The following is a 12249-nucleotide window of genomic DNA, read 5'->3' as shown; positions in this document are numbered from 1 at the left end:
CCAAAATAATGAAGAATTAGATAACAGTGAGTTAATTGCTCAACAATATAATTAAAGACTTGGTAGTAAATATAGAAAGCCTAAAATGAGAGGTGGATGTGCATGATACATATTGTGAATGGGGATGTAGTTGGAAATAAGATCCAAGGAATAGATGGAGAAATTATTGTATGGAGAGAAATGTATGACTTTGGTCCGCTGAGCTTAGAGTGGTCAAAGGCTGAGCAAATACAAAGACGTGCTGTTTTTTTTGAAGAAAGACTTGGAATACCGTCAGCTTTTTTTATCTCTAATTGTGAAAAACAAAATAACTTACTGAATAATATATCAAAGAAGGAAGAGGTTGTTCTTTGGTTTGAGCATGATAAATTTGACCAAACAATGCTCATGTATTTATTAACAGAATTATCGTCAAAAGGCTTTGGAAAGCTATCGATGATAAGTATTAATCAATATCCTGGTATTTATCCTTTCCATGGATTAGGACAGTTATCTTCCGAACAATTATTGGCTCTAATAGATCATAAAAAAGAGATTACTATGGAACAAATTCGTGAAGCGGTTTCAGGATGGAATGCATATAACTCGAAAGATGCAGAGGAAATTGAAAAATGGATTCAAACAGAACGTCATTTCCTTCCTTTTTTACTTCGAGTATTAAAGGAGCATAGAAGCTATTTTCCTTCTCCTAAAAACGGGCTAAATGAAGTGGAATACTTAACGCTTCAGCTAATCGACCAAGGTGTAGGTCATTTTAATACATTGTTCAATCGAGTATCTAAAGAAAGAGTTAATGATGGGTTAAGTGATCTACTGTTTGCAGCAATTTTAAATGAATTAATGAAAGGGAAAAATCCATTGCTGATAAGTGATCTTCCTTTACCTAGTTATAAACTCTCTCCATCAAATGCTACGTTACAATTAACGACTCATGGCTTAGACGTATTGAACGGGAAGAAAAACCGGGTGGATTTAGTGGAAATAAATTGGTGGGTTGGAGGAGTTCATTTACAAAATAAATCCTCATGTTAAGCCTAATAAAAGAAAAGTCGAATCCTTATATAGGATATCGACTTTTTTATTTATTATCCACGATATTTAAATAATTGATATTTCCTCTTAATTTGAGCATTTTTTAACTTTATTCATTTTTCAATTAAGCACAAATTGCATTGGATTGTATAAACCGAAGTTTATTGCAAAAGATAAGAACGAATCTTAGCAATTATTGAGAGGAATGTTTTTATGGAGAACGTACGAAAACTACTGGTGTTGTATTGTGTAACATAGAAACATTTCACCGTTAATTACGAGTTCGATTATTGGCTTTGGTTTATGGCCATCGATTTAATTGAACATCGTCGCTAAGAATCGAATGGGAAGGATATCTTCCTAGAGCGTTTAAAAAATAAGGAGGTGTTCATCCGTGGGAACTTTACATCGGATTGCTTTATTCCTAGTTATTATTGGTGCAATCAACTGGGGTCTAATTGGTTTCTTTAGGTATGATTTAATTTCTTCCATATTTGGTGGTGAGACTACGGCAATATCTAGAGTGATTTTTGGACTTGTAGGGTTAAGTGGATTGGTATGCATACCGCTTCTGTTTAGACCAGTAGAAGACGTCGACGTCGAAGTAGACAGAACCCGTCAGGGAAATCTCAACTATGGGACGGAATTTGGTGAGGAACCAGACTTTACAGATATAAAGGATGCTTCTAAGGGAAATTCGAAAAAAGAGAAGTAAGCTTTGTTATGGAAGTCCTTCGTCATTTGGTACGATATACTTCAATCGATCACAATATGCTTAATCGAAAAAACTGATGGCCTTTAACTAGGTTCGTCAGTTTTTTTATTATAAGTCGATGGTGCTTCCAACCATTCTAGTTAAGTGCAACCTATTGTTTTTGATTGGACAACTTGAATAGAAATTTGCATCGAAGAAGAGTGGAGATAAAAAGGAAATATCGAAACATATCACGAAGATTACTTTATGGAGTTTTTGGAAAGGAGAATATGGATGTTTATAGTAAATGTCGAAGGTGCTGTATATAAAGAGGATAAGTGGCTCTTAATCAGAAGGAGCAAAATGGAAGAACACGCAGGAGGAGAATTGTCCTTAGTTGGTGGAACAGTAGACCATGAAGGTGATTCTAACGATATTTTGGAAAGGACGTTACAACGAGAGTTGTTTGAAGAAGTGGGAGTAGAAGTGAAGAACACCATACAATATGTTCGGAGTACTTCATTTATATCAGCTAATGGAAAAGAGGTTGTGGACATTGTATTTCTTTGTGAATTTGATAAGGGAGATCCGTATGCAAAAAGCCTGGATGAAGTTGAATCTATTCATTGGCTGACAACTGCTGAAATTGTTAATCACGAGGAGATTCCATTTTATTTGCGAGACAGTATTTTAGCAGCAGAGGCTATGCGAAAAAGGATAGTTCTTAAAAAAATAGAAGAAATTTTAAATGGAAGTAAAAAATAAAGAATTTTTTAGAGAAGAATTAACTATTCAAGAAATATTCAAGAAATACCAATAGCTATGAAAGACGGAGAACAAAAGAGTTAGTGAGGTACTACCTTTACAAAAACGCAAAGTATGATCAAGATGATCCAAGAATTTACTCTATTCTTGGGATGGAGGTATAGGGGAATGAATGTTAAGACGCTAAAAACAAATAAACATAGTTGGAACGAAGCGGCAGAACGTTTTTATGGTAGAAATCCGCTTCCTGAATATGGACCAATGGCACCACTTGAAGATAATCTTAATCTATTTGGAGATATTACGAATTTAAAAGTGTTAGATATAGGTTGTGGTAGTGGCCATTCTCTACAGTATATGAATGAACGGAATGCAGCGGAGCTATGGGGATTAGACCTATCTGAAAACCAATTAAATGCAGCAAGGTCATTATTAGAGAATTGTACTACACCAGTTAAACTATTTGAATCGCCAATGGAAGAGAATCCTGGATTGCCACGTGACTATTTTGACATTGTTTATTCCATCTATGCCCTTGGATGGACAACCAATCTAGATAAAACTTTAACAAATATTAATAAATACCTGAAACAAGGGGGCGTATTTATTTTTAGTTGGGAGCATCCATTGCATAGCAGAGTAAGTAATGAAAGTGGCGTTTTAACTTTCGATAAATCCTATCATGAGGAAGGTCCTTACGATCATGAGGGATGGGGCAATCCAGCTATTATGCAACAATTTAAAGTTAGCACATATATTAATAGCTTAATAAATTGTGGATTTAAGATTGAGCAAGTGATAGAGGATGTGTATTGCTCGGAAGAAGACATTCAAAGGCATGAAAATAGATGGTACTCTTTCGAAAAAGCAAAATCTATACCCACTACAATAATTATCAAAAGTCGAAAGTTGTAATTGGAGTAAATCAGTAAAATTCTTCTTCACGGTGGACCATTAGGAGAGTAATTTAGAAATGATTTATATAGACCAAAGAGGGTGTTAGTCCTCTTTACATGACGCGAAAGACTATTCTTTGGAAAGACTAATTAATAATGAAATGGAAGAAGTACGAGAGCATCTTCAATTAATAAACTTTTACATAATGGGGAGGTGTAAAACATGTTTTTTCTTCAAATGTCGGGTTTTCCAGGGGCAGGGAAGTCCACTTTGGCGCGTTTGATAGCTAAAAATACAAATGCAGTAATTGTCGATCATGATATTGCGAAATCAGCGTTGTTAAAATCCACACAAGAACTCAATATTGAATTGGAAATGTCTGGTCCGATTTCTTATAGTATTGATTGGTCACTAATTGAATTTCATCTATCACAAGGACATGATGTCATATATGATTCTCCATGTTTATATTCAGAGATGATAGATAAAGGTACTTATTTAGCGAAAAAATATAATGCTACATACAAATATGTGGAGTGTTATCTGAAAGACATACAAGAGATTAATAATAGATTGAAAAAACGTGAACGAATGATAAGTCAGATACAAGAAGTGAGTTCTGAGGAAAGTTTTCATCATGCGGTAGATGGTAGTAAAAGACCTTCTGATGTTCCTTATTTAGTCGTTGATTCTGGGCAACCTTTAGAAAGCTACTTTAATGACGTTATTAATTATGTAACTGAATCACATGGAATAACAGGAGGACTTAACCTTGAAAATCATTGATACAGTTCCTTCCTTTCTAAACAATTATGAACCATCCGTTAGCTTTTTGCGAAGTTACTATGCGGAATATCCAGATATCTTTGAAGAGTATTTTGCTTTTCATTGTAAAGATACAGAAGAAAGGCATTGTGAATCGATTAAAAAATACCCCCAGCATTTTGCTGCGATCAAGCAAGTGCATAAAAATATTTTACCCATTATAGAAGAAATTGCAGCAGAATATGAGAAGCTGTATCAGATTTCTTTCCCTGTGGATATTAACTTGATTGTTGGTGGATATGGCTCAAATGCTTATACGTATCGGCAAATCATTCCGAACATCACGTTTGCATTAGAAAAGTTATCTCCAGACCCCGATCATTTGAGCGTAATTGTTGCGCATGAATTTGGTCATTTGGCACAAAACATTTTATCAGATCAAGCAGGAATGGATTGGGAAAAAATTCACTGGAACAGCCCGCTTTTTTGGCTTAATCAAGAAGGAGCAGCAACACATTTATCACGTAAGACAGTAATAAACGTGCATCCTTCTATCTATTTTTCCTATAACAGTGATGGCTACGAATGGCTAACTTTTGCACAAGCAAATACAAAAGAAATAATAAAAGCTTTTGCAGATGACTATTTATCTTTAACACCAGATGAACTATATCGTGAGTGGTTTTCTATTAATGGAGGAACCAAATTTGGTCACAGTCGATTAGCCTATTTTATTGGAGATATGTTTTTTCAGAATCAGATAGAGAACTATGGAGAAATGGCAGCTATTGTAGCATGGAAAAACGAGGAATTTGAAGAACAAGTGAAACATTGGTTGTATCAATATAAATAAAATTACACACTTTTCTTTTAATAAAGGAGACTAGAAAATGAATGTATTAATAAAAAAATTACCTGAATATGAAGTAGCGTTTGTTCGTCGTATAGGAAGCTATTTTGAACCTCAAGCTCATTGGGGGAAACTAATTCAATGGTCCGTAAATAATGATCTTTTTCCACCCCACCAGCATTTTATCGGCATATCTTTAGATAATCCAAGTTTAGTAGAAGGAGATAACTGTCGTCACGATGCTTGTGTCACTATTCCTAAAGATTTTGAAAAAGAAAATCATTCTGATATGCAATTTAAAAGGCTAGATGGTGGACTGTATGCTTTTTATCCATTTTATGATGCACCAGAAAAATTAAATCTATCATATGAATACATGTATAAAAACTGGTTGCCTAATACCGATTATGAGGCAGATTACGATAGATACAACTTAGAATTTAATATGAATAATCCTGCAGCTGATCCGGAAGGGAAATGCAAGATTGATTTATATGTGCCGGTAAAAGAAAGAGGATTATGATGATATGAATAGTTCGAAGGATTAAGTGAAGAAGGAGAACCTCATGACAAATAAAATGTTCACAGACAATCTAGAGGAATATGATAATCCTGTTGTATATGATATTGAAAATAATGCATACGTTGGAGAACTTCCTTTACTCTTGGAGTGGGCTTCCAAGAAAGATGGTCCAATAATTGATTTAGCTTGTGGCACAGGAAGAATTACGATTCCTTTAGCTAATAAAGGCTATAATTTAATTGGAGTAGATCTTCACGCTGGCATGCTCGAGCTTGCAAAGAAAAAAATGGAAGAGTCTAATCTACAAATTGAATGGATAACGCAAGATTGTGCTCAACTCGATTTAAATTATAAAAGTCCGTTGATCTATATGGTCGGAAACTCTATTCAACATTTCCATACGAATGAATCACAAAATCAGCTGTTAACTTCTATTCATAGACACTTAATGGAAGATGGGATTTTTATATTTGGTACAAGGTTCCCAAGTGCAGAAGAGTTACTGCAACCAAGTACTGAAGAATATTGGAAAACGTATAAAGACATAACTTGTCATAAAGAGGTAGACGTTTACACAATTAGTAACTACGATGCTTTAAGTCAAATCCAACACTACACTACTATAAGGAAGTTTAAAAATGAAGATAGCAATGTAGTGGATGAAAAAAGAACAAAAATAAGTTTACGATACACATATCCAAAGGAAATGGAAAGAACATTATTTCAAAATGGGTTTGATATTTTACATGTATACAAGGATTGGAACGGGACGCCTATTAGTAATGATAGCTATGAAATAATTTATGTTTGTGGAAAAGCAAAGTAGTGAATAAAGAGTCTTGATTGTCGGTAAAAAATACTCGTAAATATTCGCATTTTTTTATTTACAAGATACAAAAATAAGAGTAATATTAACGCCAGTTTCATATTTCTATATCGCTTAATCCAATCGGAACGGGGGACCCATTTTATGTGGCTTTGAGGAGTCATATGGGGTGAATCCTACGTATGTAGGTAGGGCTACTCTTTTAGCCCAAACCCGACAGCTAACCTCGTAAGCGTAATGAGAGAGGAGATGGAGCTGGTGAGACGAATGAAATAGAGTCCACTAGGCTATTTACTTATGCCTTGTGGGCTTTTTTGTTGTTTCTTATGGTTTAAAATAATCATTTAGGGATGGCATTATGTTGGGGAAAGCAACAATTTAAAGGAAGAAGTGGAATTATGTTATCAGTAGTAAAAAGATTTTTAATAGGTCGCCCATTGAAGTCATCTGAATTAGGTGATCAAAAACTAAATAAAACGAAAGCTTTGGCTATCCTATCTTCGGATGCTTTATCATCTGTTGCTTATGGTCCAGAACAGATATTACTTGTATTAATGACGATTGGGACAGTAGCTTTCTGGTATTCCATCCCAATTGCAGTAGGTGTACTTGTCCTATTACTGGCACTAATCTTGTCCTATAGACAAATTATTTTTGCTTATCCACGTGGTGGAGGTGCATATGTTGTCTCAAAAGAAAACTTGGGTGAAAATGCTGGTTTAATTGCAGGTGGATCTTTGTTAGTGGATTACATCTTGACTGTTGCGGTAAGTGTCTCTGCTGGAACGGACGCTATTACTTCCGCTATTCCAAGCTTACATGATCATAATGTGTTAATTGCAAGTGTACTTGTTATTTTAATCACCATTTTAAATTTACGGGGAATTACTGAGTCCGCATCAATTCTCGCGTATCCTGTATATTTATTTGTGCTTGCGTTGTTTATTTTAATTGGAGTTGGACTCTTTAATATAATAACTGGGAATGTCTCACCTGATTTACATGCACCAATTGGCACTCCAGTTGCAGGGATTACATTATTCTTGTTACTTAGAGCATTTGCTTCTGGTAGTTCTGCGTTAACAGGTGTGGAAGCAATTTCTAATGCGATACCTAACTTTAAGTATCCTAGTGCTAAAAATGCGGCTAAAACACTAGCAATAATGGGCTCTTTACTTGCTGTTTTATTGGTAGGAATAGTAGTGCTTGCCTTTTATTATGGTATTTCACCGAAAGTGGAGGAAACTGTTATTTCACAAATAGCATCTGAAACGTTTGGAAGAAATTATATGTATTATTTTATCCAAGGAACAACAGCTTTGATACTTGTTCTCGCTGCAAATACGGGGTACTCAGCCTTTCCTTTACTGGCTTTTAATCTGTCGAAGGATAAATATATTCCAAGTATGTATAAAATGAGAGGTGACCGGTTAGGTTATTCTAACGGAATTATCACACTTGGAATTACATCGATTCTGCTCATTGTTATCTTTAAAGGCGAAACGGAACAACTCATCCCACTTTATGCTGTAGGGGTATTTATTCCATTTACACTATCCCAGACAGGGATGCTAGTGAAGTGGTTCCGTGAAAAACCTAAGGGCTGGGTTGGTAAACTAACCATTAACTTTGTTGGAGCATTAATTAGTTTCACAGTTATGATGATTTTCTTTATTACTAAATTTGGTCAGGTTTGGGCAGTATTAATCTTTTTGCCCCTTCTCGTTTTAGGTTTTCACAAAGTAAAAAGACATTATGTAGCTGTTGGAGAACAGCTAAGTATATCTTCTTGTGAACCTGTTATGCCAATTGAAGGGAATATTATTCTTGTCCCTGTTGCGGGAATAACCCATGTAGTGGAGAACTCTTTGAACTATGCGAAATCACTAAATCCAGCACACATTATAGCCGTATATGTAGCTTTCGATAAAGAAGATGAAAAATCGTTCGAAGAAAAGTGGAAGAAATGGCAACCAGATATTCGGTTAGTGACCCTTTACTCACACTATAGAAGCATTATTCAACCATTATCCAAATTTATTAGCAAAGTAGAGAATAAAGCAGAAGAATCTAACTACCGAGTAACGGTATTGATACCGCAGTTTATTCCGAAAAAAGGCTGGCATAATATTCTTCATAACCAGTCTAGTTTACTTATTAAAGCAATTTTGCTTTATCGAAAAGATGTAGTAGTCACAACGGTACCTTATCATTTTAAGAAGTAACATTAGAAAAGCCCAACTATTGGTTGGGCTTTTCAGCTTGACGACAAAAGTATTTTTTTAAACGGTTATGAATAATAATAAATATTACTAAAGAGGTTGCTTTATATAATAAAAATAAAGATAGTGGATATCTCTAAGGAATTGTTTATAAGGCAAGGACCACCACGAAGACTCCTCTGGGAACAGCTTGAGCAGAAGACCCCGCAGGAACGCAGTGACGAGGAGGCTGAAGCCAAGCTCACGGAAAGCGAAGTGGTGGTCCTTGCCGAATTTACTATACAACACTGTACACCCAAAATTGAGTTTGTCTACAGTCTGAAAAGCCCAACTATTGGTTGGGTTTTTCTTTTTATTTGACGTCTATTTCCTTTTTAACCGTCAATTACATATTTAATGGTTAAAAAGGGAAATGAAAAAATTCGCATTTGATGCTTAGCTCGAAGTTTTCCTTCTTTTATTTCTTCTAGAAGAAATTGTTCTTGTAAAGGTAGTTTGAAAACATTTTTACTAAATGCTAAATAAATTCCTGCATCGGAATCGCTAGTTCCTTTACTTGTTAGGACAAGCTTTTCTTCTTGTTGATGTAGTTCTAGTATCCCAATCATCGACGACCAAGGGAGTGGCAAGGCGATATTCATATAGGGTTTATTGTTATTTTGATGGGTAGAGTAGAGAGCAACAAAAATAACTTCTTTCTCTATTTTTCGTATCCACGCTCTTGTTTTTGAGCGACCATCTTCTACTGCGATGATGTCACCAGTCATCTCCATTTGTTTATTGGAATATGGAAGGTTTAGTTGTTGTACTTTGCTACTAATTAGCCTATAAACTGACGCAAATGGTTTAAACCAAGTGTGCCAATGTACTTCAGAAAAAAGCTTGTACTGACTTGTATTTTCATAAAAATCGATGATAGTAGGGGATAGTGTTTCTCTTTCTACATACATTTCCATATGATCAACAAGGCCACTGTAACTATTGGTACCGATGTTCTCCGATAAAATCTTCTCCCCAATGAAGAACCTTCCTTTCATGTTGCTGATTGGAAAGTTCCATCCTAACTCTTTAGTAGGAGGTGTGAAAATAGACCATCCAATCATCCCGCATAAAGCGAATAATATACAATTGAAGAACCCATGAAATTTCAACATAAAGTTAATGCTTACATGAAAAACCCCAAAAACATTTCCGACAGCATACAGCAAAGAGAAAAGAATCGTGATACCTAACGCTCCAAATGATATGAGTACCAAACTTTTTTGCAAAGCACTTGGAAATGGTGCTTGAAAAGCTAAAACAATGAATCCATAGATCCCAGTAATATAGAGAACTACTGAAATAAGTTCAAGCCAAGGAGCGAATGTAATCCCTAGTGCAACAACAATAGGGGATATTAATATTATCGTACAGATTATGTTGTAGGCAGTGCTTTTCTGTAAACGACCGAGAAACCCTAAGAAAATAGGTAATAAAAATGAAGAATAATGAAAGTGTATAGCTGTTAGCCAAGTAAGAATCGGTGAAAACCCTGTATCTATTTCTGTGACAGAGGCAAAAAACCAAACACCACCGATGAACAAATACATCATCCCAGCATCAATCATAAACTCCTCTATGTGGGCAAAGCCTCGTTGGATAAAACGTCTGAGTCCATATATAGCTACAAGGAATGTGAATAGTAGATAAATAGTTGCAAATAATAGATCTAAGTTAGTATTTGTCGTCGTTTGTAAAATGAAAACTGACACGAATGCGGGTATGGCAAAATAATAATAGAGTCGATTTTCTTTTTTCAAGATTAATTGCAAAGTAAGTGGAACAAATAAAAGCTGAGCCACAGTTAACATTAAAAAGTACCAAGGGGTTACATTAAAAATGACGACAATTAGAAATAAAATAGTATGTAGTAAGACAATTTGCTTAAAAGTCATCCGCTCGAAACTCCCCTTCATATTCAAATAATATGCCGATTAATGGATTTTGGATTTGGACATGTATAGAAAAAGCATCCCTTTCTTCTATATAATGCTCTGTTACTTGAACGATTCCTTGCAAGATTTTTGGCAATGGAATTTCAATCTTGCCCATAACTAATCGTTGCTTTCTTGATTCAATTTGCATATGGCCTACTTCTGTAACAAAGAAAATCAGTTCCGAGTAAAATAAACGTGGTTCTCCTAAATAGTCCTTTACGACACCCTTCTCCATATCCATACTCATAAGCGCATTAAAATATCTTTTCTTCTTTGGAAAGTAAAACGTTCTCTTCCAGTGGACTTGTTTTTCGCCGTTTTGTCCGATTTGACTCGTATTCATGATCGTGAAAGGGATGTCCTCTCCATGTTCGGGAAATAAAAACTTCCAATGTGTTCCTAATAAAAATAGAGGGAACATCCATTTAGGGCCTCTACGTATCTTTTTCATTACTCCGCTTGCTTGAAAAGATTTTCCACTAGGCAGTGCATATCTCTTTTGGAGCATTGGCTGAAGGCTATAAAACTGATCGCCCAGTATTTGTTTATAAATAGACATGTTCATGCTCCTTATCTTGTTCGTTTGCAGCTCCTGGCAGAAGGCACTTCCTTACTGATAAAAAATCCAAAAATGGAAAGGACAAATAAAGCTATGTTAAAAGTCAAAGGGTTGAACGGATGGCTTATAGCAGCTGGTTCAGCTATAATGGCCGAAAAAGTGAGCAAAGGAAAAAGGATTAACTGTAAACCTAGTAGTCTTCTTTTATTTTTATAAAGTAACCAGATCAAACTAAAGACAATTTCCGCTATTCCAATCGTAGCGACAATAGTAGTTGCCTGGCTCGTAGTCAAAGAAAGGAGGTCTTTTGTCATGGAAATTTCTTGTGGGTGCATGGTTATTAATTTGGGCACTAAGCCTTGATACAACCATACAAAGAAGAACAAAAAGGTAATCATCCAATGCCCGAAAAATCGTCCATATTGAGAGGAAGGAGATTCTCCTTTCTCAAGCCATCTCTTTAATACATCAAAACTCAGAGCAGTCGCCCATCCCATTAGCGGTCTAAAAATTAGAAAATCAAAGAACCTACCGATAGCTCTGAAATTAGTTTGATAGTCGTATTGTGTAAGAAATTTAATGGAATCATGCTCGGGCTTATACTTCCAATAGCCTTTCCCTTCAGAAATGATGGAAATAGCTTGATCCGTTCCGAAGTGCAGGGAAGATGTTCGGGAATTATCTTCTGCTTGAAAAGTACCAACACTTTTTCCAAATCCAGCTATGCTTAAACCAAAACCAATTTTAGTTTTATATAAAAAATGCTGCGGCTGATTTTCTTGCTTTGGTAAATAAGTGATGGAAGAAAAACGGAGATCCCACTGCTCATGTAGCTTAGGATTTTGCGTTGCTTCCCATAACTTTTCCATTTCTGAATTAATCGTTATTTCAACATAAATTGGTTTACTCTTCATAAAACACACCTCCAATATATAAATGTAATATGGAAACCCTTATTAGAGGACTGAATTAATAGATATCTAAGGGTAAGCTTATCACAAGATAAAGGAGATTTCTCTTGTGTTGAAGAATAGACTAATAGGTGAAACGGAAGACAACAAACGGATTATGAAGGTTGATGGGAGAGTTTGGATATTAATTAAAAGCTTTTCAGTCATTGTAGAATGAGAAGTTTATCAT

General features: G+C 35.3%; 12 protein-coding genes and 1 riboswitch. Of the genes, 9 read left to right on the top strand and 3 right to left on the bottom strand.

Annotated features, from left to right (window positions below; genetic code table 11):
- Nucleotides 1-102 precede the first annotated feature (102 nt).
- The 9 genes from MHB48_RS15570 (at nucleotide 103) to MHB48_RS15530 (ending at nucleotide 8577) form a co-directional block, all read left to right on the top strand.
- On the top strand, nucleotides 103-1032 hold the full coding sequence (locus tag MHB48_RS15570; RefSeq protein ID WP_342598862.1) for a DUF1835 domain-containing protein: 930 nt from the start codon (nucleotides 103-105) through the stop codon (nucleotides 1030-1032).
- A 394-nt stretch (nucleotides 1033-1426) separates the two neighbouring features.
- A complete protein-coding gene (locus MHB48_RS15565; RefSeq protein ID WP_342598861.1) occupies nucleotides 1427-1747 on the top strand; it encodes a DUF378 domain-containing protein in 321 nt (106 codons plus the stop codon).
- 273 nt (nucleotides 1748-2020) lie between these two features.
- Complete coding sequence (locus MHB48_RS15560) at nucleotides 2021-2491, top strand: NUDIX domain-containing protein (protein ID WP_342598860.1); 471 nt, start codon at nucleotides 2021-2023, stop codon at nucleotides 2489-2491.
- 168 nt (nucleotides 2492-2659) lie between these two features.
- Nucleotides 2660-3406 (top strand): class I SAM-dependent methyltransferase, encoded by a 747-nt coding sequence (locus tag MHB48_RS15555; protein WP_342598859.1) that lies wholly within the window; start codon nucleotides 2660-2662, stop codon nucleotides 3404-3406.
- A gap of 204 nt (nucleotides 3407-3610) precedes the next feature.
- A complete protein-coding gene (locus MHB48_RS15550) occupies nucleotides 3611-4174 on the top strand; it encodes an AAA family ATPase (protein ID WP_342598858.1) in 564 nt (187 codons plus the stop codon).
- Nucleotides 4161-5006, top strand: coding sequence for a hypothetical protein (locus MHB48_RS15545; protein ID WP_342598857.1), 846 nt, complete (start codon nucleotides 4161-4163; stop codon nucleotides 5004-5006). The genes MHB48_RS15550 and MHB48_RS15545 overlap by 14 nt, the downstream gene beginning before the upstream one ends.
- 37 nt (nucleotides 5007-5043) lie before the next feature.
- Nucleotides 5044-5526 (top strand): GyrI-like domain-containing protein, encoded by a 483-nt coding sequence (locus MHB48_RS15540; RefSeq protein ID WP_342598856.1) that lies wholly within the window; start codon nucleotides 5044-5046, stop codon nucleotides 5524-5526.
- A gap of 43 nt (nucleotides 5527-5569) precedes the next feature.
- A complete protein-coding gene (locus MHB48_RS15535; RefSeq protein ID WP_342598855.1) occupies nucleotides 5570-6352 on the top strand; it encodes a methyltransferase domain-containing protein in 783 nt (260 codons plus the stop codon).
- Nucleotides 6353-6453: 101 nt separating this feature from the next.
- A riboswitch (cyclic di-AMP (ydaO/yuaA leader) is annotated at nucleotides 6454-6603 on the top strand.
- Between the two features lie 147 nt (nucleotides 6604-6750).
- Nucleotides 6751-8577, top strand: a complete 1827-nt coding sequence (locus MHB48_RS15530) for an APC family permease (protein WP_342598854.1) — start codon at nucleotides 6751-6753, stop codon at nucleotides 8575-8577.
- 371 nt (nucleotides 8578-8948) lie between these two features.
- Here the strand turns inward: MHB48_RS15530 and MHB48_RS15525 are convergent, their stop codons facing one another.
- From MHB48_RS15525 to MHB48_RS15515, 3 genes are read right to left on the bottom strand one after another with little or no spacing between them, the layout of a single operon-like run.
- Nucleotides 8949-10508, bottom strand: a complete 1560-nt coding sequence (locus tag MHB48_RS15525) for a YndJ family protein (RefSeq protein WP_342598853.1) — start codon at nucleotides 10506-10508, stop codon at nucleotides 8949-8951.
- Entirely contained in the window at nucleotides 10498-11109 is a 612-nt protein-coding gene (locus MHB48_RS15520; protein ID WP_342598852.1) for a DUF4166 domain-containing protein, read from the bottom strand. The genes MHB48_RS15525 and MHB48_RS15520 overlap by 11 nt, the downstream gene beginning before the upstream one ends.
- 11 nt (nucleotides 11110-11120) lie before the next feature.
- The gene (locus MHB48_RS15515; RefSeq protein ID WP_342598851.1) at nucleotides 11121-12023 is read right to left on the bottom strand and encodes a DoxX-like family protein; all 903 of its coding nucleotides are present in this window, start codon (nucleotides 12021-12023) and stop codon (nucleotides 11121-11123) included.
- Between the last annotated feature and the right edge of the window lie 226 nt (nucleotides 12024-12249).

This window comes from Psychrobacillus sp. FSL H8-0483, from assembly GCF_038637725.1.
Classification (GTDB): Bacteria; Bacillota; Bacilli; order Bacillales_A; family Planococcaceae; genus Psychrobacillus.
The sequence above is the reverse complement of the archived record's forward strand: the minus strand, read 5'-3'. Positions and strand labels throughout refer to the sequence as shown.

Bases quoted from the DNA above. Each gene is read 5' to 3' on its own strand.
- MHB48_RS15570 (WP_342598862.1), top strand. From the start codon at position 103: ATGATACATATTGTGAATGGGGATGTAGTTGGAAATAAGATCCAAGGA.
- MHB48_RS15560 (WP_342598860.1), top strand. From the start codon at position 2,021: ATGTTTATAGTAAATGTCGAAGGTGCTGTATATAAAGAGGATAAGTGG.
- MHB48_RS15555 (WP_342598859.1), top strand. From the start codon at position 2,660: ATGAATGTTAAGACGCTAAAAACAAATAAACATAGTTGGAACGAAGCG.
- MHB48_RS15550 (WP_342598858.1), top strand. From the start codon at position 3,611: ATGTTTTTTCTTCAAATGTCGGGTTTTCCAGGGGCAGGGAAGTCCACT.
- MHB48_RS15540 (WP_342598856.1), top strand. From the start codon at position 5,044: ATGAATGTATTAATAAAAAAATTACCTGAATATGAAGTAGCGTTTGTT.
- MHB48_RS15535 (WP_342598855.1), top strand. From the start codon at position 5,570: ATGACAAATAAAATGTTCACAGACAATCTAGAGGAATATGATAATCCT.
- MHB48_RS15530 (WP_342598854.1), top strand. From the start codon at position 6,751: ATGTTATCAGTAGTAAAAAGATTTTTAATAGGTCGCCCATTGAAGTCA.
- MHB48_RS15525 (WP_342598853.1), bottom strand. From the start codon at position 10,508: ATGACTTTTAAGCAAATTGTCTTACTACATACTATTTTATTTCTAATT.
- MHB48_RS15520 (WP_342598852.1), bottom strand. From the start codon at position 11,109: ATGTCTATTTATAAACAAATACTGGGCGATCAGTTTTATAGCCTTCAG.
- MHB48_RS15515 (WP_342598851.1), bottom strand. From the start codon at position 12,023: ATGAAGAGTAAACCAATTTATGTTGAAATAACGATTAATTCAGAAATG.